This is a genomic window from Nocardioides sp. URHA0020 (assembly GCF_000620705.1).
Lineage (GTDB): Bacteria > Actinomycetota > Actinomycetes > Propionibacteriales > Nocardioidaceae > Nocardioides.
Map to the genome: position 1 here is coordinate 223,442 of NZ_KK211170.1, position 24,261 is coordinate 247,702.

Annotated in this window: 28 protein-coding genes; 23 read left to right on the top strand and 5 right to left on the bottom strand. The window is 72.7% G+C overall.

What is annotated here, in order from left to right; translation table 11 throughout:
• The first annotated feature begins 65 nt into the window (after nt 1-65).
• Together N542_RS0118390 and N542_RS0118395 are read left to right on the top strand one after the other, a co-directional pair.
• Nucleotides 66-1,529 (top strand): MFS transporter, encoded by a 1,464-nt coding sequence (locus N542_RS0118390; RefSeq protein WP_028645183.1) that lies wholly within the window; start codon nt 66-68, stop codon nt 1,527-1,529.
• 50 nt (nt 1,530-1,579) lie between these two features.
• The gene (locus N542_RS0118395) at nt 1,580-2,542 is read left to right on the top strand and encodes a haloalkane dehalogenase (RefSeq protein ID WP_036508876.1); all 963 of its coding nucleotides are present in this window, start codon (nt 1,580-1,582) and stop codon (nt 2,540-2,542) included.
• Between the two features lies 1 nt (nt 2,543).
• Here the strand turns inward: N542_RS0118395 and N542_RS25570 are convergent, their stop codons facing one another.
• Complete coding sequence (locus N542_RS25570; protein WP_155993207.1) at nt 2,544-3,362, bottom strand: excalibur calcium-binding domain-containing protein; 819 nt, start codon at nt 3,360-3,362, stop codon at nt 2,544-2,546.
• 81 nt (nt 3,363-3,443) lie between these two features.
• Between N542_RS25570 and N542_RS0118405 the strand changes: the two genes are divergently transcribed.
• On the top strand, nt 3,444-3,797 hold the full coding sequence (locus N542_RS0118405; protein WP_028645185.1) for a VOC family protein: 354 nt from the start codon (nt 3,444-3,446) through the stop codon (nt 3,795-3,797).
• A gap of 28 nt (nt 3,798-3,825) precedes the next feature.
• On the opposite strand, the gene N542_RS0118410 is transcribed toward N542_RS0118405, so the two are convergent.
• Both N542_RS0118410 and N542_RS0118415 read right to left on the bottom strand, forming a co-directional pair.
• Nucleotides 3,826-4,677 (bottom strand): DMT family transporter, encoded by an 852-nt coding sequence (locus tag N542_RS0118410; RefSeq protein WP_028645186.1) that lies wholly within the window; start codon nt 4,675-4,677, stop codon nt 3,826-3,828.
• A gap of 1 nt (nt 4,678) precedes the next feature.
• Entirely contained in the window at nt 4,679-5,062 is a 384-nt protein-coding gene (locus N542_RS0118415) for a RidA family protein (protein ID WP_028645187.1), read from the bottom strand.
• Between the two features lie 292 nt (nt 5,063-5,354).
• Between N542_RS0118415 and N542_RS0118420 the strand changes: the two genes are divergently transcribed.
• The 3 genes from N542_RS0118420 to N542_RS0118430 are packed head-to-tail and all read left to right on the top strand — an operon-like array spanning nt 5,355 to nt 7,913.
• On the top strand, nt 5,355-6,287 hold the full coding sequence (locus tag N542_RS0118420) for an ABC transporter ATP-binding protein (RefSeq protein ID WP_028645188.1): 933 nt from the start codon (nt 5,355-5,357) through the stop codon (nt 6,285-6,287).
• A complete protein-coding gene (locus N542_RS0118425) occupies nt 6,287-7,099 on the top strand; it encodes an ABC transporter permease (protein ID WP_081795326.1) in 813 nt (270 codons plus the stop codon). Before N542_RS0118420 ends, N542_RS0118425 begins: the two co-directional genes overlap by 1 nt.
• A 7-nt stretch (nt 7,100-7,106) precedes the next feature.
• Nucleotides 7,107-7,913, top strand: coding sequence for an ABC transporter permease (locus tag N542_RS0118430; RefSeq protein WP_081795366.1), 807 nt, complete (start codon nt 7,107-7,109; stop codon nt 7,911-7,913).
• Here N542_RS0118430 and N542_RS0118435 read toward each other — a convergent pair.
• Complete coding sequence (locus N542_RS0118435) at nt 7,906-8,400, bottom strand: GNAT family N-acetyltransferase (RefSeq protein WP_036508713.1); 495 nt, start codon at nt 8,398-8,400, stop codon at nt 7,906-7,908. The genes N542_RS0118430 and N542_RS0118435 overlap by 8 nt on opposite strands.
• 70 nt (nt 8,401-8,470) lie before the next feature.
• Here N542_RS0118435 and N542_RS0118440 point away from each other — a divergent pair, with 70 nt between their 5' ends.
• The 5 genes from N542_RS0118440 (at nt 8,471) to N542_RS0118460 (ending at nt 12,976) form a co-directional block, all read left to right on the top strand.
• Nucleotides 8,471-9,619, top strand: a complete 1,149-nt coding sequence (locus tag N542_RS0118440) for a methyltransferase domain-containing protein (protein ID WP_028645192.1) — start codon at nt 8,471-8,473, stop codon at nt 9,617-9,619.
• A gap of 1 nt (nt 9,620) precedes the next feature.
• On the top strand, nt 9,621-9,815 hold the full coding sequence (locus N542_RS0118445; protein ID WP_028645193.1) for a DUF3046 domain-containing protein: 195 nt from the start codon (nt 9,621-9,623) through the stop codon (nt 9,813-9,815).
• Nucleotides 9,812-11,071, top strand: coding sequence for an MFS transporter (locus N542_RS25575; protein ID WP_036508716.1), 1,260 nt, complete (start codon nt 9,812-9,814; stop codon nt 11,069-11,071). The genes N542_RS0118445 and N542_RS25575 overlap by 4 nt, the downstream gene beginning before the upstream one ends.
• Nucleotides 11,072-11,147: 76 nt before the next feature.
• Nucleotides 11,148-11,936, top strand: a complete 789-nt coding sequence (locus tag N542_RS0118455) for an S-methyl-5'-thioadenosine phosphorylase (RefSeq protein WP_028645194.1) — start codon at nt 11,148-11,150, stop codon at nt 11,934-11,936.
• Complete coding sequence (locus tag N542_RS0118460; RefSeq protein ID WP_028645195.1) at nt 11,933-12,976, top strand: NAD-dependent epimerase/dehydratase family protein; 1,044 nt, start codon at nt 11,933-11,935, stop codon at nt 12,974-12,976. Before N542_RS0118455 ends, N542_RS0118460 begins: the two co-directional genes overlap by 4 nt.
• Nucleotides 12,977-13,412: 436 nt before the next feature.
• On the opposite strand, the gene N542_RS0118465 is transcribed toward N542_RS0118460, so the two are convergent.
• Entirely contained in the window at nt 13,413-14,750 is a 1,338-nt protein-coding gene (locus N542_RS0118465; RefSeq protein ID WP_028645196.1) for a membrane protein, read from the bottom strand.
• Between the two features lie 77 nt (nt 14,751-14,827).
• On the opposite strand from N542_RS0118465, the gene N542_RS0118470 reads away from it, so the two are divergent.
• The 12 genes from N542_RS0118470 to N542_RS0118530 all read left to right on the top strand — a co-directional run bounded on the left by N542_RS0118470 (nt 14,828) and on the right by N542_RS0118530 (nt 24,256).
• A complete protein-coding gene (locus N542_RS0118470) occupies nt 14,828-15,487 on the top strand; it encodes a glycosyltransferase family 2 protein (protein ID WP_028645197.1) in 660 nt (219 codons plus the stop codon).
• Entirely contained in the window at nt 15,484-16,137 is a 654-nt protein-coding gene (locus N542_RS0118475; RefSeq protein ID WP_028645198.1) for a TIGR04282 family arsenosugar biosynthesis glycosyltransferase, read from the top strand. Before N542_RS0118470 ends, N542_RS0118475 begins: the two co-directional genes overlap by 4 nt.
• On the top strand, nt 16,134-16,703 hold the full coding sequence (locus tag N542_RS25580) for a class I SAM-dependent methyltransferase (RefSeq protein WP_051552029.1): 570 nt from the start codon (nt 16,134-16,136) through the stop codon (nt 16,701-16,703). The genes N542_RS0118475 and N542_RS25580 overlap by 4 nt, the downstream gene beginning before the upstream one ends.
• On the top strand, nt 16,700-17,851 hold the full coding sequence (locus tag N542_RS0118485) for a molybdopterin-dependent oxidoreductase (protein WP_028645199.1): 1,152 nt from the start codon (nt 16,700-16,702) through the stop codon (nt 17,849-17,851). Before N542_RS25580 ends, N542_RS0118485 begins: the two co-directional genes overlap by 4 nt.
• Nucleotides 17,848-18,300 (top strand): hypothetical protein, encoded by a 453-nt coding sequence (locus tag N542_RS25585; RefSeq protein ID WP_051552030.1) that lies wholly within the window; start codon nt 17,848-17,850, stop codon nt 18,298-18,300. Before N542_RS0118485 ends, N542_RS25585 begins: the two co-directional genes overlap by 4 nt.
• Nucleotides 18,257-18,934 (top strand): response regulator transcription factor, encoded by a 678-nt coding sequence (locus N542_RS0118495; RefSeq protein ID WP_028645200.1) that lies wholly within the window; start codon nt 18,257-18,259, stop codon nt 18,932-18,934. Before N542_RS25585 ends, N542_RS0118495 begins: the two co-directional genes overlap by 44 nt.
• The gene (locus tag N542_RS0118500; RefSeq protein ID WP_036508893.1) at nt 18,931-20,076 is read left to right on the top strand and encodes a sensor histidine kinase; all 1,146 of its coding nucleotides are present in this window, start codon (nt 18,931-18,933) and stop codon (nt 20,074-20,076) included. The genes N542_RS0118495 and N542_RS0118500 overlap by 4 nt, the downstream gene beginning before the upstream one ends.
• Nucleotides 20,077-20,273: 197 nt before the next feature.
• Nucleotides 20,274-21,323: a recombinase RecA gene (gene recA, locus N542_RS0118505; RefSeq protein ID WP_028645202.1), complete on the top strand. Its 1,050-nt coding sequence runs from the start codon at nt 20,274-20,276 to the stop codon at nt 21,321-21,323.
• Between the two features lie 119 nt (nt 21,324-21,442).
• The gene (locus N542_RS0118515; protein WP_036508896.1) at nt 21,443-22,147 is read left to right on the top strand and encodes a regulatory protein RecX; all 705 of its coding nucleotides are present in this window, start codon (nt 21,443-21,445) and stop codon (nt 22,145-22,147) included.
• Nucleotides 22,148-22,204: 57 nt separating this feature from the next.
• Nucleotides 22,205-22,696: a phosphoribosyltransferase gene (locus tag N542_RS0118520; protein ID WP_028645204.1), complete on the top strand. Its 492-nt coding sequence runs from the start codon at nt 22,205-22,207 to the stop codon at nt 22,694-22,696.
• A complete protein-coding gene (locus tag N542_RS0118525; protein WP_028645205.1) occupies nt 22,693-23,403 on the top strand; it encodes a GNAT family N-acetyltransferase in 711 nt (236 codons plus the stop codon). The genes N542_RS0118520 and N542_RS0118525 overlap by 4 nt, the downstream gene beginning before the upstream one ends.
• Entirely contained in the window at nt 23,381-24,256 is an 876-nt protein-coding gene (locus N542_RS0118530; protein ID WP_081795330.1) for a PPK2 family polyphosphate kinase, read from the top strand. Before N542_RS0118525 ends, N542_RS0118530 begins: the two co-directional genes overlap by 23 nt.
• The last annotated feature ends 5 nt before the right edge of the window (nt 24,257-24,261 follow it).

Consider the following 24,261-nt stretch of genomic DNA (forward strand, 5'->3'; position numbering starts at 1 on the left):
GCGCGGCTGCCTACTGTCCGTCAGGCGTCGCCCGACACCCGGGCGCCGTACGACAGGAGGCCATCATGACCACCACCACACTCACTCCGGCGGGGCCGCGCACCTACCCGTCCCTGAAGGCCGCCTGGATCCCGCTGGCCGCCCTCTGCCTCGCCTTCTTCGTCGAGATGGTCGACAACACGCTGCTCTCGATCGCGCTGCCGACGATCGGCCGCGACCTCGGCAGCGGTACGACGGCCCTGCAGTGGGTCACCGGCGCCTACTCGCTGACCTTCGGGGGCCTGCTGCTCACGGCGGGATCGATCGCCGACCGCTTCGGGCGCCGTCGGGTCCTGCTGGTCGGCCTCGCCGTCTTCGGGCTGCTGAGCCTGTGCGTCGTCTTCGTGTCGTCGGCCGGCGAGCTGATCGGCCTGCGCGCCGCCCTCGGCGTCGCCGCCGCGGCGATGGCCCCGATCACCAACTCGCTGGTCTTCCGTCTCTTCGACGACCGGGCGCTGCGGATGCGCGCCATCACCCTGATGATGGTCGTCGGCATGTCGGGCTTCATCCTCGGACCGCTGCTCGGCGGGACCGCCCTGGCCCACGTCCGCTGGGAGTGGCTGCTGGTCGTCAATGCGCCGATCGCCCTCATCGCCTGCATCGGCGTACGCCTCGGGGTCTCGGCCGACCGGCGCGAGGACCTCACGGACGACCGGCTGGACCTGCCCGGCGCGGCGCTCAGCATCAGCGCCATCGGCCTCGCCTGCTGGTCGCTGACCAGCGGCGTCGAGCACGGTTGGCTCTCCGCGATCACGCTCGCCTCGATCCTCGGCGCCGTAGTGGCCGCGATCGCCTTCGTGTGGCACGAGCGCCGGACCGCAGCACCCATGCTGGACCTGGGCCTCTTCACGAGCGGCACCGTCCGCGGCGCGAGCATCGCCCAGATCGGCACGTCGATCGCGATGGCCAGCGTGATGTTCGGGCTGATCCTGCACTTCCAGTACGCCTACGGCTGGAGCCCGGTCAAGGCCGGCCTGGCGAACCTGCCGATGATCGTGACGATGATCGCGGCGACGCCGTTCTCCGAGTGGCTCGCGAAGCGGTTCGGCCACCGGATCGCCTGCCTGGTCGGCGCCGGCTTCCTCGCCGGTTCGCTGGCGGGTCTGGCGTGGGGCATCGACCGCGGCTACCTCGCCATCGCGGTCTGCATGGTGCTGATGACCATCGGCCTGCGCACCGTCATGACGATCTGCGCGGTCGCCCTGATCGACGCGATGCCCAGCAACCGCACCTCCATCGGTGCGGCGCTCAACGACACGGCCCAGGAGGTCGGCACCAGCGTCGGCACCGCCGTGGTCGGCACGATGATCGCCGCGCTGGTCACCACCCGGCTGCCCGCCGGGGTGTGGAGCAGCGACCTCGTCGAGTCCTTCTTCCACGGCGAGCGCATCACCTACGCCCTGCTGGCGGTCGTCGTCGGTCTCGTCGCCGGGTACGGCGCGCTGACCCTCACCGACTCCCGGTCGACCGAGGAGCACGAGATCCCGTGACGCAGCTCGCCGTACGGCGGGAGCGAGGGGTCTGCGCCACACTGACCCGCGTGAGCGACGTACGGCGAACTCCCGACGACCGTTTCGACGGGCTGCCCGGCTACGACTTCGAGCCGCACTACGCCGAGGTCGTGGCCGACGGGGTCGACCCGCTGCGGATGCACTACCTGGACGAGGGGCCCGCCGACGGACCGGTGGCCCTGCTGCTGCACGGCCAGCCCACGTGGTCCTACCTCTACCGCACGGTCGTCCCGGTCCTGGTGGCCGCAGGCGTCCGGGTGATCGCGCCCGACAACATCGGGTTCGGTCGCTCGGACAAGCCGGCGGTGGCGACCGACTACACCTTCGCCCGCCACATCGGGTGGACCCGCAGCCTGGTCACCTCGCTCGACCTGCGTGACGTCACGCTGGTCGCCCAGGACTGGGGCGGCCCGATCGGGCTCAGCGTGCTGGCGGCCGAGCCGGACCGGTTCGCGCGCGTCGTCGCGGCCAACACGATCCTGCACACCGCCGACCCCGCGCTGGCCGGCCGGCTCACGTGGGCGGTGCACGGCGAGGGGGAGTCGCGAGTCGTGCTCGAGCAGGCGCTCGTCGACTACCTGCTCCACACCCAGCGCGCGCCCGAGCTGCGCGCGAGCGACTTCGTCGGCGCCGCCACCACCACGCCGCTCAGCCCCGAGGTGCTGGCGGCGTACGACGCGCCGTACCCCTCAGCGGGGCACACGGCCGGGCTGCGGCAGATGACGGCGCTGCTGCCCCTGACCCGCAACGACGTCGGCGCCCGGATCGGTCGCCGCACGATGCGGGCCTTGGAGGAGTTCCACCGGCCGTTCGTCACGGCGTACTCCGACGGTGACCCGGCGACCCGCGGGTGGGACGAGGTGTTCCAGGAGCGGGTGCCGGGTGCGCGCGGCCGGGAGCACGTCACGATCGCCGGCGCCGGTCACTTCCTCCAGGAAGACGCCGGCGCCGAGCTCGGGCGGGTCGTCGCCCGGGTGATCGCGACGACCTGACCTACTCGCAGACGACGCCGTCGCCGTCGGCGTCGCGGTACCAGTCGTACTCCGCGTCCCGGCCGCGGTAGTAGGGGCCGTAGCCGGCCGCCACCGCCCGCGAGCAGGAGCTGAACCGGGGGTCCAGGCCGCTGTCGTGATGGCCGCTGGGCTTGGCGGCCCGGCCGATCCTGGCCCGCGTGACGGTGAGCCGGGAGTTCGGGCAGTGCTTCGCGAGCCGGGTCAGCCTCCGCTTCTCCGCGGCGTCGACCCGCAGCCGCCAGCGGATCTTCACCGCGGTCCACTCCCGCACGTAGCGGCACCGGCCGTGGGTCGGCAGCCACTCGGCCGGGTCGCGGTCCGACTTGGACTGGTTGACGTTGTCGGTGACCGCGACCAGCGTGCGCGGGTCGCCGAGGTCGTTGGCGTAGCGCTCGCGGGTCGGTGCGTCCCAGCCGCGGGCCCCGGAGTCCCAGGCCTCCTTCAGCGGCACGAGGTGGTCGATGTCGACGTCGGACGCCTTCCGCCACCGCAGCCGGTCGTAGTAGGAGAGCCAGCTCCCGGTGCGGACGTGGCAGCCGGCGTTGACCGGCTTCGTGGACTCGGCGGCGAGCACCTCGTCGCGCGTGCTGTGGCAGTCGCCGTCGGCGTCGACCCAGAGCTTGAACCGGTCGCGGCGGTAGCCCGCCGGTCGTTCGCGCGCGACCGGCAGCTGCTTGACCGCCGTCCGCAGCCGGACGTGGACCTCGACTGGCCGGGCGGCGGCCGCCGGGACCACGGCCACCAGGCAGCCGAGCGCCATCAGGAGGGCGAGGAGGAGGGGCGGCGTACGTCGGTGCACCCCGACATGGTGACCGGTCGGGCGGCGGATCCCGCATCCTCACGCCTGTCGGTCCGGTCGTGCTCGTGGCACGCTGGCGGCATGGAGCGAGTGCTGGGGATCGGCGGGTACTTCCTGCGAGCGGCCGACCCGGACGGGTTGAGCGCCTGGTACCGCGAGTGCCTCGGGCTGGACGTCGACGCGCACGGCCTGTGGCAGCCGGACGCCGGACCGACCGTCTTCGCCGCGTTCGGTGCCGACACCGACTACTTCGGCTCCCGCTCGCAGCAGACGATGCTGAACTTCCGGGTCCGCGACCTGGACGCGATGCTCGCCCAGCTGCGCTCGCTGGGTGCCGACGTCGACGCGGAGGTCCAGGACATGGCGGGGGTGGGCCGGTTCGGCTGGGTCACCGATCCCGCCGGTAACCGGATCGAGCTCTGGCAGCCGGCCTGACGCGCTCGTACCTCTCGCCGGCCGGCCGCTAGGCGAGCACCACGAGCGCCACGCCACCGGTGACGAGCACGGCGCCGGCGAGCGTGCGCGCTCGCAGCGGCTCCTGGCCGGTCGCGGCGAGCGCCAGCACGGCGATCACGACGCTGGTCTCGCGCACCGCCGCGACCAGCCCGGCGGGCGCCTCGCGGAGCGCGAGCAGGACCAGGCCGTAGGCGAGGAAGAACCCGAGACCGGCCAGCGTCGTACGCCACCACTCGTCGGGTGCGAAGGCGTCGGCCACGAGCGGGCGCAGGCCACCCTGCCGTGACGCCAGGAGGACCTGGGCCGCGGCGGTGAGGCCGAGCGTGACCAGGAGGTACGCCGCGACGGAGGCGTGCTCGATCCCGCGGGCGTCGACGAGGGTGTAGCCCGCGATGCACGCGCCGACGGGCAGCGCCAGGGCCACCCCGCGGCGCGCCGCCGGGTCGGTCGACCCGCGCGGCAGGCCGCGGACCAGGAGGATGCCGGCGACGACCACCAGCGCGCCGAGGGCGGCCCACGCGCCGACCCGCTCGCCCAGCGCCACCGCGGCGACGAGGAGCACCAGGACCGGTGCGGTGCCGCGGGCGACGGGATAGACGACCGACATCGGGGCGTGCCGGTAGGCCGCCGAGAGCCCGAGGACGTACGCCAGCTCGAAGGCGACCGAGAGCACGACGTACGGCCACACATCGCTGTCCCACCGCAGCCCGACCACCGCGAACGGCACGGTCGCGACCGCACCGACCAGCATCGCGATGCCGATGCGGGCCTGCGGGTCGCGGGACCCGGCGAGCAGCTGGTTCCAGCCGGCGTGGACCACCGCGGCGAGCAGCGTGAGCAGGAGGGCGGCGGCGCTCACCTCAGCCTGCGACGACGGCGTCGAGCTCCATCTCGACCTTCCAGCGCGGATCGAGCAGCGCGGCGACGACGACCATGGTGCTGGCCGGGCGGACGTCGCCGAAGACCTCACCGTGGACGGCCCCGACGGCGTCAGCGTCGGCGGCGTCCACGACGTACTGCCGGGTCCGGACCACATCGGGGACCGAGCCCCCGAGCTCCTCGAGCGCGGCCAGCATGATCTCCCAGCAGCGGCGCGCCTGGACGGCGGCGTCGGGGTCGACGGAGCCGTCGGGCCAGACCGGCGCCGTACCGCTGACGGCGATCGTGCCGCCCACCCGGACGGCGCGGCTGAAGCCGATCGAGGCCTCGAACGGCGATCCTGAGCTGGCGTGCTGTCGGTCCACATCGGCAGCGTAGGGCACGCGGTTTGGTCACCAACCGCAGGTTTCGAGGCGCCCCAGGTGCGGTTCGTGACCATTCGTGGGGGTTGTGTTCGGGGTCCGTGCGGGTCCAAGGTCCGGGCGCGATGGCGCCCGTCCCGGGCGTCCCAGCGGCGACGTTTGGTCACTAACCGCAGATCGGGCGCCCGGATTTCTGCGGTTTGGTCACCAATCGACGCACCCGCGCAACAGGAGTGACTCCTGTGACCCCGATATCCGGATGGTTGCTGTCGGTGATCGCGTCTAGGGTCGCTCTGTGGCTGAGACCGACTCCATGATCCTTGCCCAGGGCCTGCGCAAGTCGTTCGGCGCCTTCGAGGCGGTGAAGGGCATCGACGTCGACGTACGCCGGGGGGAGTCGTTCGGGTTCCTCGGCCCCAACGGTGCCGGCAAGTCGAGCACGATGCGGATGGTGGCCGCGGTCTCCCCGGTCAGCGGGGGCACCCTGCGGATCCTCGGGCTCGACCCGGACACCGACGGCCCCGAGATCCGCTCGCGCATCGGCGTGTGCCCGCAGGAGGACACGCTCGACACCGAGCTGACTGTCCGCGACAACCTGTTCGTCTACGGCCGCTACTTCGGCCTGGGCCGCAAGGTGGTGCGGGAGCGGGTGGACGAGCTGCTCGAGTTCGTCCAGCTCACCGAGAAGGCCGATGCGATGGTCGAGGACCTCTCGGGCGGCATGAAGCGGCGGCTCACGATCGCGCGCAGCCTGATCAACCGCCCGGAGATCCTGCTGCTCGACGAGCCGACCACCGGCCTCGACCCGCAGGCCCGCCACGTCGTCTGGGACCGGCTCTTCCGGCTCAAGCAGCAGGGCGTGACCATCGTCCTGACGACGCACTACATGGACGAGGCCGAGCAGCTGTCCGACCGGCTGGTCGTGATGGACAAGGGCCTGATCGTGGCCGAGGGCTCCCCGCTGTCGCTGATCGCCGAGCACTCCACCCGCGAGGTCGCCGAGCTCCGGTTCGGGGTCGGCGAGCACGAGGCGATCGCCGCCAAGGTCGAGGACCTCGCCGACCGGGTCGAGGTGCTGCCCGACCGCCTGCTGCTCTACACCGTCGACGGCGAGGAGACGGTCGCCAAGGTGCACGAGCGCGGCCTCGAGCCGATCGTCACGCTCGTCCGCCGCTCGACCCTCGAGGACGTCTTCCTGCGGCTCACCGGTCGGACGCTGGTCGACTGATGGCGGAGATCGAGACGTCCACGGCCCCGAGCGGGGTGCTGTCCGGTGCCGCCCGGATGTTCGACTACTGGGCGATCGCCTACAAGCGGACCTGGAAGGGCAGCGTCATCACGTCCTTCGTGTCGCCGCTGCTCTACGTGCTCGCGATGGGCGTGCTGCTCGGCGGCTTCATCGAGGGCGACCCGAGCACGCTGGAGGGCGCGACGTCGTACCTCGACTTCGTGGCACCCGGGCTGCTGGCGGCGCAGGCGATGACGATCGTCTTCGGCGAGGTGACCTACCCGGTGATGGGCATGGTGAAGTGGCACAAGACCTACTTCGGCATGACCGCCACGCCGCTCGGCGTACCGGACGTGATCGTCGCGCACCTCGGCTTCGCGCTCTTCCGGGTCGCGATCTCGTGCGCGGTGTTCGTGGTCGTGATGGCGCCCTTCGGCGTGTTCGCGTCGGTCGCCGGGGCGCTCGGCGCGTTCCTGGTCTCCCTGCTCGTCGGCCTCGCCTTCGCCACCCCGATCTACGCGCTGTCGGCGGGACTGAAGGACGAGAGCCCGTTCGCGCTGGTCTTCCGGCTCGGCATGATGCCGCTCTTCCTCTTCTCCGGGGCCTTCTTCCCGATCGCCAACCTCGACGGGTGGCTGCAGGTGGTCGCGAAGGCGACCCCCCTGTGGCACGGCGTCGACCTGACCCGGATGCTCACGCTCGGCGACGTCGACTGGCCGCTCGCGGCGATCCACGTGCTCTACCTCGCCGTGCTCGCCGTGCTCGGCTGGTTCTGGGCCGTACGCCGGCTGACGAAGCGGATGGTGAGCTGACGTGGTCATGCTCAACGCCGCCGTCGGCCGCGCCGCGCGTACGCCGATCTCGCCCCGCCAGGCCACCGGCCTGCTGCTCTACCGCAACTACCTCGCCTACCGCCGTGCCTGGTACATCTTCCTGAGCGGCTTCCTCGAGCCGGTGCTCTACCTCTTCTCGATCGGCGTCGGCGTCGGTGCGCTGATCACCGGCTTCGAGTTCAACGGGGAGACCATCCCGTACGCCGAGTTCGTCGCGCCCGGCATGCTCGCCGCGTCCGCGATGAACGGCACGATCATGGACGCGACGTTCAACTTCTTCTTCAAGCTCAAGTACAACCGGCTCTTCGACCAGATGCTGGCGACCCCGCTGAGCACGATGGACATCGCCCGCGGCGAGCTGAGCTGGTCGCTGCTGCGCGGCGGGATCTACGCCACCGCCTTCCTGGTGATCATGGTCGCGATGGACCTGGTGTCGTCGTGGTGGGCGCTGCTCGTCGTGCCGGCGTCGCTGCTGATCGGTCTCGCGTTCGGGGGCGTCTGCATGGCGCTCACCACCTTCATGCGGTCCTGGCAGGACTTCGAGTACATCACCCTGGCGACGATGCCGATGTTCCTCTTCTCGGCGACCTTCTTCCCCGTCACCGCCTTCCCCGTCGGGCTGCGCTGGGTGGTCGAGTGCACGCCGCTCTACCGCGGCGTCGTCCTCTGCCGCGAGCTGACCACCGGCGCGCTGTCGTGGGGGAGCGCCGTCTCGGTCGTCTACCTGGTGGCGATGGGGCTGATCGGGCTGGTCGTCGTACGCCGACGGCTCGACAAGCTGCTGCTCACGTAGCGAGCCGCAGCGCCCAGAGCTCGGTGTCGATCCAGGTGTCGAACTTCCGGCCGACGTCGTGCAGCACGCCCACGCGCTCGAAGCCGCAGGCGCGGTGCAGGCCCTGGCTGCCGGGGTTGGGGAGCGCGATGACGGCGACGACGAGCCGCACCCCGTCGGCGCGCAGCAGCGGCAGCAGCGCGTCGTACAGCGCCCGTCCGACGCCCGCCCCGCGCGCCTCGGGCGCGAGGTAGATCGAGGTCTCGCGGGTGTGGCGGTAGGCCGCCCGCGGCCGGTAGTCGCCCGAGAAGGCGTAGCCGACCGGGACGCCGTCGCGCTCCGCGACGAGCAGGTGGTCGCCCGGCCGGGTCAGCTCGAGTCGGGGTCGCCAGTGCTCGACGCCGGGCGGCTCGGTCGCGAAGGTCGAGATCCCGTGCCGCACCTCCTCGTCGTAGATCGCGGCGAGGGCGGGCAGGTCGGTCTCCAGGACGGGTCGGACGAGCACCATGGCGCCATCTTCGCGGACCCTGGCCGGAAGTCGAGTGCGGGCTGGCGGACGGCCCTGGGAGAATGGCGCCATGAGCGAGGCGACCATCGACCCGGACACCAAGGACTGGACCTGGGTCCTCGAGCGGCCGTGCCCCGAGTGCGGCTTCGACGCGACCACGACCACCGTCGACCGCATCCCCGAGGTGATCCGCGACAACGCCACCGCCTGGGAGGCGGTCCTGACCCTCGACGACGCCGGCGTCCGACCGGAGCCGAGCACCTGGTCGCCGCTGGAGTACGCCGCGCACGTGCGCGACGTCCACCGCATCTTCGACCTCCGCGTCGGGCTGATGCTCGACCAGGACGACCCGACCTTCCCGAACTGGGACCAGGACGAGACCGCCCTGGCAGACAGGTACGCCGAGCAGGACCCGGCGACGGTCGCCACCGAGCTGCTCGACGCCGCCGAGACGGTCGCCGAGCGCTACGAGTCGGTGCCGCCCGGCGCCTGGGGCCGGCGTGGCTTCCGCAGCAACGGCAGCGCGTTCACGATCGAGAGCATCGGGGTCTACCACCTCCACGACCTGGTCCACCACGCCTGGGACGTGCGGGCAGCGGTCGGTCGCGCCACCGTCGAGGCGTACGACGCCCACGCGACGGCGTACCGCGACGGCACCGCGAGCCTGCCCGCCATGGTCGTGGACGAGCTGGCGGCGTACGTCGCCGCGCTCGGCCCGGGCGCGCGGGTGCTCGAGATCGGCAGCGGACCGGGGCGGGACGCACGCTCGCTCGAGGAGGCCGGGTTGAGCGTGCGCCGCACCGACATCACGCCCGCGTTCGTCGAGCTGATGCGCGCCGACGGTCACGAGGCCGACCGCCTCGACCCGCTCACCGACGACCTCGACGACCCCGCGCGCCCGGGCACGCCGTACGACGGGGTGTGGGCGAGCGCCTGCCTGCTGCACGTGGCCCGCGCCGACCTGCCGATCGTGCTCGCGCGCCTGGCCGCGGCGACCCGTCCCGGCGGGCTGCTGCACCTCTCCCTCAAGGAGGGCGACGGCGAGGCGGCCTCGGTGCACGGCAGCATCGAGGCGCCGCGGCACGTCGTCTACTGGCGCGAGGAGCCGCTGCGGGCGGTGCTCGAGACGGCCGGCTGGGTGCCGGAGCAGGTGCTGCACGTGCGCGGTCAGCGCACCGGTCAGCCGTGGCTCGACGTCCGGGCAGCGAGGCGGGGCTGAGGTGCGGCACACCGAGTTCTGGGCGCGGATGGAGCAGGCGCTGGGGGCGTCGTACGCGCGCTCGTGGGCGAGCATGTTCGTGATGCGTGAGCTGGGCGGTCGCACCGCGGCCGAGGCGATCGACGCCGGGGTCCCGCCCAAGGAGGTCTGGGAAGCGGTCTGGCGCACGCTCGACCTGCCGCTCAGCCAGAAATGAACGACGACCTCGCCACGGTCCAGCGCCACACGGTCCGGACCCTGGTGGTCGTGCAGGCCGTCGGCGCCGTCGGCATCACGATCGGGATCGCCACCGCCTCCCTCCTGGCCCGCGACCTGTCCGGGTCCGAGAGCCAGGCCGGCTTCGCGCAGACCGCCCAGGTGCTGGGGACGGCGTTCGCGGCGTACCTGCTCGCCCGGCTGATGTCGCACCGCGGCCGTCGCATCGGGCTGGTCACCGGCTACCTGCTCGGCGCGGCCGGAGCGGTGCTCGCGGTCCTCGCCGGGGTGGTCGGCTCGATGGCGCTGCTGCTCGTCGGTGCGCTGCTGCTCGGGTCGACCAGCGCCGCCAACAACAGTGCGCGGTACGCCGCGACCGACCTTGCCGAGGACGCCCACAAGGGCAGGGCCCTGTCCACGGTCGTGTGGGCCACCACCATCGGCGCGGTCGTCGGGCCCAACCTCACCGGTCCGGCCGGTGCCCTCGCCGACGTGCTCGGGATCCCTGAGCTGACCGGGCCCTTCGCGCTCGGCGCCATCGGCATGGTGGTGGCCGCGGTCGTCGTCGGGGTGCAGCTGCGACCCGATCCGCTGCTGCTCGCCCGCGAGGTCGCCGGCGTCGAGGAGACGCCGCCGACCGGCACCGCCTGGGCTCGCGCCATCGCCGCAGGCCGCGAGCGCCCGGTGCTGTTCTTCGCGACGCTGGGCATGGCGTGCGCCCACGCCGCGATGGTCGGGATCATGATCATGACCCCGCTGCACATGGAGCACGGGCACGCCGAGCTCGAGGTGATCGGGCTGGTGATCAGCCTGCACGTGCTCGGGATGTTCGCGTTCGCGCCGGTGGTCGGCATCCTGGCCGACCGCTACGGACGCCCGGCCACGCTGGTGAGCGGTGCCGTGCTGCTGCTCGCGGCGATGGTCCTCTGTGCGCGCTCGCCCGAGGGCAGCTCGTGGCAGATCTTCGTCGGTCTCTTCCTGCTCGGCCTGGGCTGGTCGTTCGCGACGGTGTCGGCCTCCACGCTGATCGCGCAGCACGCGCCGCTCGACGCGCGCACCGACGTCCAGGGCGCCACCGACCTGGTCATGGGTCTGACCGCCGCCGCCGCCGGAGGGCTGGCCGGGCTGGTCGTCGACGCCTGGGGCTACCCGGAGCTCGCGGTCTGTGCGGTCGGTCTGGTCGCGCTGGTCGCGATCGCCGGGTTCGGCGCCCGCGCCACCACCCGGTTGGCCGTGACTGGCAGGGTGAGCCCATGAGCCAGCGAACCGTGCGAGTCCCTCCCAGCAGTCCGCCTCGCGCCTCGTGCGCGTCCGGAGCGGGACGAGTCGGCGGATGAGCGTCGCCGACATCGCCGTGATCGGCGGGACGGGGTTCTACTCGTTCCTCGAGGACTACGAGGAGCGCACGGTCGAGACGCCGTACGGCGCTCCCTCGGCGCCGATCGCCGTCGGGACGGTCGCCGGACGGCAGGTCGCGTTCCTGCCGCGGCACGGCGCCCACCACGAGCACCCGCCGCACGCGATCCCCTACCGCGCCAACCTGTGGGCGCTGCGCTCCCTCGGTGTGCGCCAGGTGCTCGCACCGTGCGCCGTCGGCGGCCTGCGCCCCGAGGTCGCGCCCGGCGACATCGTCGTCCCCGACCAGCTCGTCGACCGGACCTACCGGCGGATCCCGTCGTACGTCGAGACCGGGGCGGTGCACCTGCCCTTCGGCGACCCCTACTGCGACCGGCTCTCCGCGGCCGTCGCCGCCTCCGAGCCGGGCATCAAGTCCGGGGGAGCGATGGTGATCGTCGAGGGTCCGCGGTTCTCGACGCGTGCCGAGTCGCGCAGCTATGCCGGCGAGGGCTGGACGCTGATCAACATGACCGGCCACCCGGAGGCGGCGCTGGCCCGCGAGATGCGGCAGTGCTACTCCGCGATCGCGCTGGTCACCGACATGGACGCCGGTGCGGAGAGCGGGGAGGGGGTCGGCCAGGACGAGGTGTTCGCGCTCTTCAAGGCCAATCTCGAGCGGCTGACCGGGATCCTGTCCCGGACCATCGCGACGATCCCCGACCCCGACGGCTGCTCGTGCTCGACCTGGGCCGACGGCATCGACCTGACCTACGACATCCCATGAGGGTCCTCCTCACCGGCTCGGCCGGCTTCATCGGCACCGCGATCGGCGCGGCCCTGGAGGGCGACGGGCACGAGGTCGTCCGCGTCGACCTGATGCTGCCGATGGCGCACGGCTCCTCCTCACCGCCCGCCGGCACCCACCAGCTCGACGTACGCCGTGCCGACCAGTGGGCCCACCTGCTCGACGGGGTCGACGCGGTGTGCCACCAGGCCGCGGTCGTCGGGGCCGGGGTGAAGGTGGCCGACCTGCCCGAGTACGCCGGCCACAACGACCTCGGGACCGCGGTGCTGCTCGCCGCGATGCACGAGGCCGACGTACGCCGACTGGTGCTCGCCTCCTCGATGGTCGTCTACGGCGAGGGCCGCTACACCTGCGCCGAGCACGGCGACCAGTCGCCGCCGCCGCGGGCACGGGCCGCCCTCGACGCCGGCGACTTCGAGAACCACTGCCCGGTCTGCGGTGCGGTCCTCGGCTGGGCGCTCGTCGACGAGGACGCCCACCTCGACCCGCGCTCGTCGTACGCCGCCAGCAAGCTCGCCCAGGAGCACTACACCTCCGCGTGGGTCCGGCAGGCGGATGCGGCGGCGGTCGCGCTGAGGTACCACAACGTCTACGGCCCGGGGATGCCGCGCGACACGCCGTACTCCGGGGTGGCGGCGATGTTCCGCTCCTCGCTGGAGCGTGGCGAGGCGCCGCAGGTCTACGAGGACGGCGGCCAGATGCGCGACTTCGTGCACGTCGCCGACGTCGCCCGGGCCAACGTCGCGGCGCTCGAGTCGGTCGTCGCGTCCGACGCCGGACGGTACGACGCCTACAACGTCGCCTCCGGCGAGCCGGTGCCGATCCTCGCCGTCGCCGAGATGGTCGGCGCGGGCACGGCGGCCGGCATCGCGCCGGAGGTCACCGGCGGCTACCGCGTCGGCGACGTGCGGCACATCGTCGCCTCGCCGGAGCGAGCGGCCGCTGAGCTCGGCTTCCGGGCCTCGATCCGGCCCGCCGACGGGCTGCGGGAGTTCGCCACCGCTCCGTTGCGGGCCTGAGAGTCGGTGGGGTAGCGGTGGGTCCTCCACCGTTGCCGGGCCTGGTTTCGGTGGATTGGCCACCGCCGGCCTGTGGGCCGGTCGGGCGGCGGTGGGTCTTCCACCGTTCTCAAGCCGGATTCGGTGGATTGGCCACCGCCAGCGTGCGGGCCGGCGGGCGGCGGTGGGTCTTCCACGTTTCTTGAGTCGGATTCGGTGGATTGGCCACCGCCAGCGTGCGGGCGGTCGGGCGGCGGTGGGTGCTCCACGTTTCTCGAGCCGGATTCGGTGGATTGCCCACCGCCAAGGTGCGGGCGGTCGGGCGGCGGTGCATGCTCCACGTTTCTCGAGCCGGATTAGGTGGATTCCCCACCGCCAACCACCCCAGCCGCCGGCCGGCGGTGAGTGGTCCACCGTTCGGAGCGCAAGGTTCGGTGGACTGCCCACCGCCACCCCCTCACCAGCTGGTGTACAGCAGCTGCTGCACGAGCAGCGCACTCACGACCTGTGCCGCCACCCCCGCCCGCCGCCAGCGCTCGGGCAGCAGCGCGGTGGAGATCATCAGCCACGGCACGAACGGCAGCCAGATCCGCTCCACCTCGGCCTTGCTCATCCGGGACAGGTCGGCGAGCACGATCGCGCCCGCGGCGGCGCCGACGAGCAGCAGCACCACCCGGTCGGCGCGCCGCCGCAGCGCCACCGCCTGCGCGAGACCGGCGCCGAGCAGCGGGCCGGCGCAGACGAGGAGCGCGGCCAGGTTGCCCCACATCCAGTACGACGCGGGGCGGTCCGCAGCGATCCCGTCCCAGTAGCGGTCGTTGAGCACCGGGTACGCCGACCACCACGTGAAGCCGCCGACGGCGAAGGCCAGAACCACCGCCAGCGCCGACAGCGCGGCCACCGGCAGGGGCAGCCACGAGCGTGCGAGCACCAGCACGGCCACGGCCAGCAGACCGACGAGCGGCAGGCCGTACGACATCATCACGCCGCAGCCGAGCAGCAGCCCGGCCAGCACCGACCACGCCACCAGTCGGCCACGGGCGGCGGAGCGGGCGCCGAGCGCCAGGCAGGCCAAGCCCCACGCGGCCACGGCCGCGAAGAGCGCGTCCGCCGACACGGCCATGAAGACCGCGGCCGGGGTCAGCACCAGGAACGGCGCCGCCCGCCGGGCCATCGTCTCGGAGCCGAGCGCGCGCAGCGTGGTCATCACGGCGAGCGCGGTGGTCGCGGCGATCACGGTCACCACGAGCCCGGCCGCGAAGTCGCCACCCAGCCCGAGCCGCACCAGCCCGACGAAGAAGAGCAGCGCCCCCGGCGGGTGGCCGGCGGGATGGGTCGGCCAGTTGTCCGGCGCGGAGTAGGGGATCCGCTCGACGTACGTCTGGAGCAGCGCGTGCACGTCGGTGACGGCGCGCGCCGAGCGCAGGTACTCGTAGTCGTCGCCCAGCACCCGCGAGATCCCCGACGTCCCGTCGACGAACGCCAGCGCGAGCAGCCAGGCCAGGCCCACGACGTACGACGTGAGCAGGAGCCGCCGCCACGACAGCCGTTCGGCGAGGTCGACGGCGTAGCGCCACCCCAGCACCGCCAGCGCGATCGCCGGCAGGGTGCCGGGACCGAGGAGCTTCGGCTGCCAGTAGCCGTGCATCGGGGCGAGCTCGCCGGCCGCCAGGCTCCGGGGCGCCCGCGGCCAGACCTGCCAGTCGAGGACCGGCGGCACGGCGAAGGCCGCGGCGACCAGCGCCAGCGAGACGAGCAGGCCGATCCACGGCGCGCGAGCTCGGGTCGTCGGCATGGTCAGACAGTAGGCCGTCACTGGTTCGTAAGTTCTCAGCGCGTTTGTCAGGGCTTCGGGGTGTCAACCTTCACAACATGGACCCTGTGTGCGACCTGATCCTCCCGTGCCGGGACGAGGCCGCCGCGCTCCGGACGCTGCTCCCGGCGGTCCCCGCGGAGTTCGCCGTCATCGTCGTGGACAACGGCTCGAGCGACGGTACGGCGGAGGTCGCCCGCGGGCTCGGCGCCACCGTGATCTCCGAGTCCACGCCCGGGTACGGCTCGGCGGTGCACGCGGGGCTGGTCGCGGCGACGCGCGAGTACGTCGCGTTCATGGACGGCGACGACTCCTTCGACCCCGCCGAGCTGCTCCCGATGCTCGAGGACGTGCGCTCCGGGCGCGCCGACCTCGCCGTCGGCCGTCGCCGGCCGGTGTCGCGTGGGGTGTGGCCGTGGCACGCGCGCCTCGGCAACGGCCTCATCGTGTGGTGGCTCCGGCGGCGGATCGGGATGACCACCCACGACATCGCTCCCATCCGGATCAGCCGTCGCGACGAACTACTCGCACTCGACGTACGCGACCGGAGGTTCGGCTATCCCGTGGAACTGCTGCAGAAGGCGACGCTCGCCGATTGGCGCCTCGCGGAGCGCGACGTGACCTACCGCCCGCGCGCGGTCGGCACGCGCTCCAAGGTGTCCGGCTCGGTCCGCGGCACGGTGCGGGCCGCGCGCGACTTCTGGCGGGTGCTGGCATGAGCGCCCGGGTGCTGGTGGTGGCCAAGGCTCCGGTCGCCGGTCAGGTGAAGACCCGGCTCGGAGCCGAGATCGGCATGGCCGCGGCCGCCGACGTGGCGGCGGCGGCGCTCCTGGACACGATGGCTGCCTGCACGGCGGCCTTCGGCCCGGACGGCTGCCTGCTCTCGCTGGCCGGCGACTTCGCCGACGCCGTCCGCGGCGACGAGCTCGCTCGCGCCGCCGAGGGGTGGTCGATCGCCCCGCAGCGCGGTGTCACCTTCGCCGAGCGCCTCGCCAATGCCCACCTGGACGTCCCGTACGGGGGGCCGGTCGTCCAGGTGGGCATGGACACCCCGCAGCTCACCCCGGAGCTGCTCGTCGAGGTCGCCGCCGCGGTCGACGAGCACGACGCCGTGCTCGGGCCCGCCGAGGACGGCGGCTGGTGGGTGCTCGCCCTGCGGCGACCCACGGGCGCACGGTCCCTGCACGACGTGCCGATGTCCACGCCGACGACGTACGACGACACCCGGCGCGCCCTGGTGGGCGAGGGTCTCGACGTCGTGACCGCGCCGACGCTGCGGGACGTCGACACGGTCGCCGACGCCACCGCGGTCGCCGCCGAGGCGCGTGACGGCGAGTTCGCCCGGGCCTGGCGGGGGGTGCGGTCATGAGCATCGACCTGCCGCTGCACCGGCTGCTGCTCGATCAGTGGGACCGGCCGGCCGACGAGGACGACGAGACGATGCTGTCGCGATGTACGGGGCCGACGCTCGACGTGGGCTGTGGTCCGGGCCGGCTCACCGTGGCCCTCGCCGGTCAGGGCCTGGTCGTGCTCGGGATCGACGTCGTCAGCGGTGCGGTGGGCCGGACCCGCGAGCGTGGCGGTGCCGCGCTGCGACGCGACGTCTTCGAGACCCTCCCGGGCGAGGGTCGCTGGGAGACCGCCCTGCTCGCCGACGGCAACGTCGGCATCGGGGGCGACCCGGTCGCGCTGCTCCGCCGGCTCCGCGAGGTGCTGGACCCCCGCGGACGGGTGGTGGCCGAGGTCGCGCCGCCCGGCACCCCGCACACGGTCGACTGGGCGACGCTGGAGTGCGACGACGAGCGCCACGTCATCCGCTGGTCCGTCGTCGGGATCGAGGACGTCGACCGCATCGCGCACGAGGCCGGTCTGGCCGTCGTGGAGCGCCTCCGATCCGGGGAGCGGTGGTTCGCCGTCCTCGAGGAAGCGGCGTGAAGGTCCCGGAGGACACCGCCTTCCGATCGCAGCTGCGCAGTGCGGCCGTCACCGCCCGGGTCGGCACCTGGCTGGGGATCTGCTTCACCATCTGCTTCGTCACCGGCCTGATCAGCCACTACGCCCAGAACGTGTCCCAGCCGATCCCGTTCCCGACCAGCCCGTCCTGGGGCTACCGGGTGACCCAGGGGCTGCACGTCATCACCGGTACGGCGTCGGTGCCGCTGCTGCTCGTCAAGCTCTGGACCGTCTACCCCAAGCTCTTCGCGCGACCCTCGCGCGACGCGCGCAAGCTCGTGCTGGAGGTCCTCGAGCGCGGCTCGATCGCGGTCCTGGTCGCCGGTGCGATCTTCCAGCTGGCGTCGGGCCTGGCCAACTCAGCGCAGTGGTACCCGTGGAGCTTCTCCTTCCGCACCACCCATTACGCGATCGCCTGGATCACGATCGGCGCGCTGCTCGTGCACATCGCGGTCAAGCTGCCGATCATCCGCGGCGCGCTGACCTCCGATGTCGAGGACACGACGTACGACCGGCCGACCGCGACGGAGCCGGGCGCGCTGTCGCGACGCGGGCTCCTGCGCACGACGTGGGTGGCCGCCGGGGTGGCCGTCCTGGCCACCGCCGGCAGCACCGTGCCGATCCTGCGCAGGGTCTCGGTGCTCGGCGTCCGCTCCGGTGACGGCCCGGCCGGCATCCCGATCAACAAGTCGGCAGCCGCGGCGAAGGTCGCTCCCGCAGCGACCAGCTCCGGCTACCGACTCACCGTGGCGTACGGCGACCGCGAGGTCTCGATGACCCGCGACGAGCTGCGCGCGATGGAGCAGACCAGCGAGCGGCTGCCCATCGCCTGCGTAGAGGGCTGGAGCGCGAGCGGCACCTGGACCGGGGTCCGGGTGCGGACCCTGCTCGACCTCGTCGACGCGCCGAGGGGCAGCGAGGTGCACGTGGTCTCGCTGCAGCAGGCGGGACCCTACAAGCGCACCGTGCTGCAGGACGGCTTCGCCGACGACGACCGCACCCTCCTCGCGCTCGAGCTCGAGGGCGAGCCGCTCGCCCTGGACCACGGCTACCCCGCCCGGCTGATCGCCCCCAACCGGCCCGGCGTCCTCCAGACCAAGTGGGTCACCCGGTTGGAGGTGTCGGCATGAGGTGGCTGCAAGTAGTCGTCGCCGCACTCGGTGTCGTCGTCGGCGGGTTCGGGGCCTGGCTGCTGCTCAGCCGTCAGGACCTCGACCAGCTGGGCAACGCGGCGGTCTGGCTCGCCGCCGGCGTGATCCTGCACGACGGCGTGCTCGCGTTCGCGACGTTGCTGGTCGCGGCCTTCGTGCTGCCCCTGCTGCCGCGTGCGGCTCGGGCACCGGCCGTCGTTGGCCTCGTCGTCCTGGGGGCGACGACGCTGCTCGCCGTACCCGTGCTCGGGAGGTTCGGCGCCCGGCCGGACAACGACACGCTGCTCGACCGCAACTACGTCGCCGGCTGGCTGGTGCTCGCCGCGATCACCCTGGTGGCGGTCGTGGTCGCGTCGGTCCTACGCTCGCGGGCAGGAGGTACCCGTGGCCCGCGTCCTGGTGGTCGACGACGACCACACCGTGCGTGAGGTGGTCGTCTCCTACCTGCGCGCCCACGAGTACGACGTGGTCGAGGCGGCCGACGGCGAGACCGCGCTGAGCACGATGCGCGAGGCGCCCGCCGACCTCGTGGTGCTCGACCTGATGCTGCCCGGCATCGACGGGCTCGAGGTGTGCCGGCGCCTGCGGACGACCAGCGACGTCCCCGTGATCATGCTGACGGCGCTGGGGGAGGAGACCGACCGGGTGGTGGGTCTCGAGACCGGCGCGGACGACTACGTCAGCAAGCCCTTCAGCCCCCGTGAGCTGGTGCTCCGCGTCGACTCGGTGCTCCGGCGGACCGGCGCCGCTCCGACGCCCCAGCGGCTCGTCGACGGTGACCTGGTCGTCGACGAGGGCGCCCACGTGGCGACCCGGGACGGCGAGGCCCTGGCCCTCACCGGCCGCGAGTTCGACCTGCTGCGCTTCCTGCTCGCGCACCCGGGCACGGCGTACTCCCGCGAGGAGCTCCTGCGGGAGGTGTGGGGCTGGTCGATCGGCGACCACTCGACCGTGACCGTGCACGTCCGTCGACTCCGGGAGAAGGTCGAGCGCGACCCGACCCGTCCGGAGCGGCTGCAGACGGTGTGGGGCGTGGGCTACCGGTGGGAGACGGCGACGTGACGAGCGACCAGGTGCAGATCGTGCTGGTGGCCGCGGTGTGCGCGGTCGGTGTCGGGGTGCTCGGGCTCGGCGCCGCCTGGCTGCTGCGGCGCCGCTCGATCCGGTGGCAGCTGAGCCTGGTCGTCGTGGTGGCGATCGGCTCCGTGCTGGCCGGCGTCGTGGCGGCCGCCCGGATGATGTTCATCTCGCCGCACGACTGGGGCGTGGTCGCGCTGGTCGCGGGTGCCGCCGGTGCGGTGTCGCTGGTGGTCGCGATCGCCGTCGGCGTCGCGATCTCCCGCTGGTCCGAGGCGCTGCGCCAGGACGCCCGGTTGCTGGACGCCCACGGCACGTACGTCGCCGGGCGCCGCGGTCCGAGCGAGCTCCAGGCCCTGTCGGAGGAGTTGGCGCGCACCAGCGAGCGGCTCGAGGAGTCCCGGCTGCGCGAGTCGCGGCTGGAGGAGTCGCGGCGCGAGCTCGTCTCCTGGGTGTCGCACGACCTGCGCACCCCGTTGGCCGGCATGCGCGCGATGACCGAGGCGCTCGAGGACGGCATGGCCGTGGACCCCGAGCGCTACCACCGGCAGATCCGCGCGGAGGTCGACCGGATGGTGCGGATGGTCGACGACCTCTTCGAGCTCTCCCGGATCCACGCCGGCGTGCTCCGGATCACGCCGGAGCCGGTGATGCTGCGCGACCTGGTCAGCGAGGCGATCGCAGGTGCCGACCCGGTGGCTCGTGCGCGCAGCGTGCGGCTCGGCGGGAGCGTCGAGGACGGGATCGTGCTGACCGCCGACGCCGCCGGGATGTCGCGCGTGATGACCAACCTGATCATGAACGCGATCCGGCACACCCCGGCCGACGGCGTCGTCGAGATCCGGGGGCGCGCGCTGCGCGACGGGGTCGAGCTCAGCGTGAGCGACGAGTGCGGAGGGCTCTCGGAGGAGGACATGGGCCGGGTCTTCGACCTGGCCTGGCGCGGAGAGTCGGCGCGTACGCCGCCGCCGGCCCTCGGCCCGGACCTGGGTGAGGCGCGCGGAGCCGGCCTCGGGCTGGCCATCGTCAAGGGCATCGTCGAGGCGCACCACGGCAACGTCCGGGTCGAGAACGTCGGTGACCCGACCCCGGCGGGCTGCCGCTTCCTGGTGCGCCTGCCGGTCTGACGCGGCGCGGAGCGGGCGAGGAGCGACACGCCGTACGTCGCTGCGGTGATCGAACAGGTGTTCGGGCTAGGTTGTGTCCACAGGCATGACGCGGACGAGGTAGTCCACAGGTCGTGACGGCGCTGACCAGGCGCTGTCGGTGGCTCGCTCTAGCGTCGTCGACGTGCCTCACCCGACGAGAGAAAAGGACACACACCATGGCTGGTGGAGACCGCGACAAGGCGTTGGACGCCGCACTCGCCAACATCGAGCGTCAGTTCGGCAAGGGCTCCGTGATGCGCCTCGGCGACGAGACCCGCGCCCCGATGGAGATCATCCCGACCGGGTCGATCGCCCTCGACGTCGCGCTGGGCCTCGGTGGCCTGCCTCGCGGTCGGGTGGTCGAGATCTACGGCCCGGAGTCCTCGGGCAAGACGACGGTCGCCCTGCACGCCGTGGCCAACGCCCAGGCGGCCGGCGGCATCGTGGCCTTCATCGACGCCGAGCACGCGCTCGACCCCGACTACGCCGCGGCCCTGGGCGTCGACACCGACGCCCTGCTGGTCTCGCAGCCCGACTCCGGTGAGCAGGCGCTCGAGATCGCCGACATGCTGGTCCGCTCCGGCGCCCTCGACCTGATCGTCATCGACTCGGTGGCCGCGCTGGTGCCGCGCGCCGAGATCGAGGGCGAGATGGGTGACAGCCACGTCGGCCTGCAGGCCCGGCTGATGAGCCAGGCGCTGCGCAAGATGACCGGTGCGCTCAGCAACTCCGGCACCACCGCGATCTTCATCAACCAACTGCGCGAGAAGATCGGCGTCATGTTCGGCTCGCCCGAGACCACCACCGGTGGCCGGGCGCTGAAGTTCTACTCCTCGGTCCGCCTCGACGTGCGCCGCATCGAGACGCTCAAGGACGGCACCGACATGGTCGGCAACCGCACCCGCGTCAAGGTCGTGAAGAACAAGGTGGCCCCGCCGTTCAAGCAGGCGGAGTTCGACATCATGTACGGCAAGGGCATCAGCCGCGAGGGTGGCCTGATCGACGTCGGCGTCGAGGCCGGCCTGGTCCGCAAGGCCGGTGCTTGGTACACCTACGAGGGCGACCAGCTCGGCCAGGGCAAGGAGAACTCCCGCAAGTTCCTCAAGGACAACCCGGACCTGGCCAACGAGCTGGAGAAGAAGATCCTCGAGAAGCTCGGCGTCGGCCCGCAGGTCGACCAGGAGGCTCCGCTCTCCGACGAGCCGATCGGCGTGGACTCCTTCTAGGGCCCGCCGGTGGCCAGGCTCCGGTCGTCGCCACCTCGACCACCGCGGTCGGTGGTCGAGGTGCGACGACCGACGAGCCCCGGCCGCGAGACCACCCCACCGTCACCGGAGGCGTGATCATGACTCTGCACGAAGACCGGCCACCGCCCGACTGGCTCGGTGACGTCTCGGACGGGGTGGACGCCTGGACCCGGCGCTCCAGCGCGCCGGACACACCCACGGCGGAGCCCACCACGGCGGAGCCGGCGCCGGAGCCTCGAGCGCGAGCGAGGCGACGATCGAGCCCACCACCACCGGACCGGGCGGCCCAGGTCCCCGACGCCGACCCCGAGGCGGTGGCCCGCAAGATCCTGCTCGACCAGTTGACCGGTCAGGCCCGCAGCCGCCAGGAGCTGGCCGACAAGCTCGCGGCCAAGCTCGTGCCGGACGACGTGGCGACCCAGCTCCTCGACCGGTTCGAGGAGGTCGGCCTGATCGACGACGATGCGTTCGCGCGGGCCTGGATCGCGTCCCGCGGATCCGCTGGCTCCGGGTCGGGGCGTCGGCTCGCCAAGCGGGCGCTCGCGCAGGAGCTGCACCGCAAGGGCATCGACCGCGAGGTCGCCCGGGAGGCGCTCGACGAGATCGACCCGGCCGACGAGGAGGCCGCGGCGCGGTCGCTGGTGCGCGCCAAGCTGTCGTCGGTGGCGCGCGTCGACGACGTCAAGGCCACGCGTCGCCTGGTCGGGATGCTCGCCCGCAAGGGCTACGGCGCCGGGCTCGCGTTCGCGGTCGTCAACGACGAGCTCGCCGCCGCAGGTCGCGCCGAGATTCCCGGGGACTGAGGAGGTTGCCCGGCGACCGTCTCGAAATCGAGGGCTCCGACCGGCCACAATGCTCTGGTGGCGACTGAGCGCGAGATCCTGACGTACGAGCTGTTCGGCACCGCGGTGCTCGACCTGGCGCAGCAGGTGGTCGACTCCGGCTACGAGCCCGACCTGATCCTGTCGATCGCGCGCGGTGGTCTCGGGCTGGGCATGGGCCTGGGCTACGCGCTGGACGTGAAGAACCTGTCGGCGGTCAACGTCGAGTTCTACACCGGCGTCGAGCAGCGCCTCGACGTGCCGATCATGCTGCCGCCGACGCCGGCCGCGGTCGACCTGGCGGGGCTGCGGATCCTGATCGCCGACGACGTGGCCGACACCGGCAAGACGCTCGAGGTCGTGCAGAGCTTCGTGGCCGACCAGGTGGCGGAAGCACGCAGCGCGGTGATCTACGAGAAGCCGTGGACGGTGATCCGCCCGGAGTACGTCTGGCGGCACACCGAGGCGTGGATCGACTTCCCGTGGTCGGCGGCGCCGCCGCTGGTGCAGCGGGCGAAGCCGGGGTCGTGAGCGACGAGGCGGTCCGGGTGGTCGTCCACGACCGAGGTCGCGACCTGTCCGGCGTCGTCCGCCCCGGGGAGGCGTGGGCGGTCGCTGCTCGTCGCACCTGCGCCAGCGTGCACGCCGAGCCGGTGCCGCGCGACCTCTCCGGCGAGGTCAAGGAGTTCGACGTCGACCACGACGAGCGCCTCACCGTGCGGGCGATGACGCGGGGTGACCTGGCCGACGTGCTGCGCTGGCGCCGGTCCGAGCACGTACGCCGGTGGTGGGCCGCCGAGGGCGAGCCGACGGCCGATGGGCTCGGCGCCCGCTACGGCCCGCGCATCGACGGGATGAGCCCCACCCGGATGTGGGTCGCGGAGGTCAACGGACGCTCGGTGGGCTTCCTGCAGGACTACCGGATCGCCGACTACCCCGACTACGCGCTGCTGGCTCCCGACCCGGAGGCGATCGGGGTCGACTACGCCCTGGCCGAGGAGTGGAGCGGCCGCGGTCTGGGCGCACGCGTGCTGTGGACGTGGATGGTCCGGACCCGGCACCGGTTCCCCGAGGCGACGACGTACTTCGCGGCGCCCGACCACCGCAACGTCGCGTCGCTGCGGATGCTGGCCAAGGCCGGCTTCACCTCCGGCCTGTGGTTCGACGAGGTGCAGGAGGACGGCAGCGTCGACACGGTCGTCGGCTGCTCCCTCGATGTGGCCCGCGTCCTGGGATGATCACCAGGTGACCACCCACCTGCTCCGCCTCCCGTCCGGCCCCGTCGACCTCGACGCGCTCCCCACCGATGCGACGCCGGGCTTCGACGGGGGGAAGAAGAAGGGCAGGGCGGCGCTGTCCGCGCTCGGACCCGACCTCGCCGACCTCCAGGAGCGGCTGTTCGCCGAAGGCCGCGCCACCGGCTCCCGACGACGGGTGCTGCTGGTGCTGCAGGGCATGGACACCTCGGGCAAGGGCGGCGTGCTCAAGCACACGGTGGGGCTGGTCGACCCGCAGGGCGTCCGCATCTCGTCGTTCAAGGCACCGACCGAGGACGAGCTCGCCCACGACTTCCTGTGGCGCATCCGCAACGTGACACCGGCACCCGGCTACCTCGGCGTCTTCGACCGGTCCCACTACGAGGACGTCCTGATCGCCCGGGTCAACGGGCTGGCGAGCCCCGAGGAGATCGAGCGCCGCTACGACGCGATCAACGAGTTCGAGCGGGAGCTGGTCGAGGACGGCACGGTCGTCCTCAAGTGCCTGCTGCACATCAGCAGCAGCACCCAGCGGGAGCGGCTGCTGGCCCGGCTGGACAACCCCGAGAAGTACTGGAAGTACGAGCCGGGCGACGTCGACGTCCGTGCCCGGTGGGACGACTACCGCGCGGCGTACCGGATCGCGCTGGAGCGCACGCACACCGAGCACGCGCCGTGGCACGTGGTGCCCAGCGACCACAAGTGGTACCGCAACCTCGCGGTGGGGAGGCTGCTCCTCGACGCCCTGCGCGGCATGGACCTCGGCTGGCCCCCGGCCGACTTCGACGTGGACGCAGAACGGGCCAGGCTGCTCGCGCTGGACGCGAGCACCTGACCCGT

Excerpts from the sequence above, each read along its gene's own strand:
- N542_RS0118435 (WP_036508713.1), bottom strand. The coding sequence starts at position 8,400 with ATGGTGCTCGTCCGACCCGTCCTGGAGACCGACCTGCCCGCCCTCGCC.
- N542_RS0118470 (WP_028645197.1), top strand. The coding sequence starts at position 14,828 with ATGGACCCTGTGTGCGACCTGATCCTCCCGTGCCGGGACGAGGCCGCC.
- N542_RS0118515 (WP_036508896.1), top strand. The coding sequence starts at position 21,443 with ATGACTCTGCACGAAGACCGGCCACCGCCCGACTGGCTCGGTGACGTC.
- N542_RS25585 (WP_051552030.1), top strand. The coding sequence starts at position 17,848 with ATGAGGTGGCTGCAAGTAGTCGTCGCCGCACTCGGTGTCGTCGTCGGC.
- N542_RS0118425 (WP_081795326.1), top strand. The coding sequence starts at position 6,287 with ATGGCGGAGATCGAGACGTCCACGGCCCCGAGCGGGGTGCTGTCCGGT.
- N542_RS0118460 (WP_028645195.1), top strand. The coding sequence starts at position 11,933 with ATGAGGGTCCTCCTCACCGGCTCGGCCGGCTTCATCGGCACCGCGATC.
- N542_RS0118405 (WP_028645185.1), top strand. The coding sequence starts at position 3,444 with ATGGAGCGAGTGCTGGGGATCGGCGGGTACTTCCTGCGAGCGGCCGAC.
- N542_RS0118390 (WP_028645183.1), top strand. The coding sequence starts at position 66 with ATGACCACCACCACACTCACTCCGGCGGGGCCGCGCACCTACCCGTCC.
- N542_RS25580 (WP_051552029.1), top strand. The coding sequence starts at position 16,134 with ATGAGCATCGACCTGCCGCTGCACCGGCTGCTGCTCGATCAGTGGGAC.
- N542_RS25575 (WP_036508716.1), top strand. The coding sequence starts at position 9,812 with ATGAACGACGACCTCGCCACGGTCCAGCGCCACACGGTCCGGACCCTG.
- N542_RS0118465 (WP_028645196.1), bottom strand. The coding sequence starts at position 14,750 with ATGCCGACGACCCGAGCTCGCGCGCCGTGGATCGGCCTGCTCGTCTCG.
- N542_RS0118440 (WP_028645192.1), top strand. The coding sequence starts at position 8,471 with ATGAGCGAGGCGACCATCGACCCGGACACCAAGGACTGGACCTGGGTC.
- N542_RS0118455 (WP_028645194.1), top strand. The coding sequence starts at position 11,148 with ATGAGCGTCGCCGACATCGCCGTGATCGGCGGGACGGGGTTCTACTCG.
- N542_RS0118530 (WP_081795330.1), top strand. The coding sequence starts at position 23,381 with ATGTGGCCCGCGTCCTGGGATGATCACCAGGTGACCACCCACCTGCTC.
- N542_RS0118430 (WP_081795366.1), top strand. The coding sequence starts at position 7,107 with ATGCTCAACGCCGCCGTCGGCCGCGCCGCGCGTACGCCGATCTCGCCC.
- N542_RS0118475 (WP_028645198.1), top strand. The coding sequence starts at position 15,484 with ATGAGCGCCCGGGTGCTGGTGGTGGCCAAGGCTCCGGTCGCCGGTCAG.
- recA (WP_028645202.1), top strand. The coding sequence starts at position 20,274 with ATGGCTGGTGGAGACCGCGACAAGGCGTTGGACGCCGCACTCGCCAAC.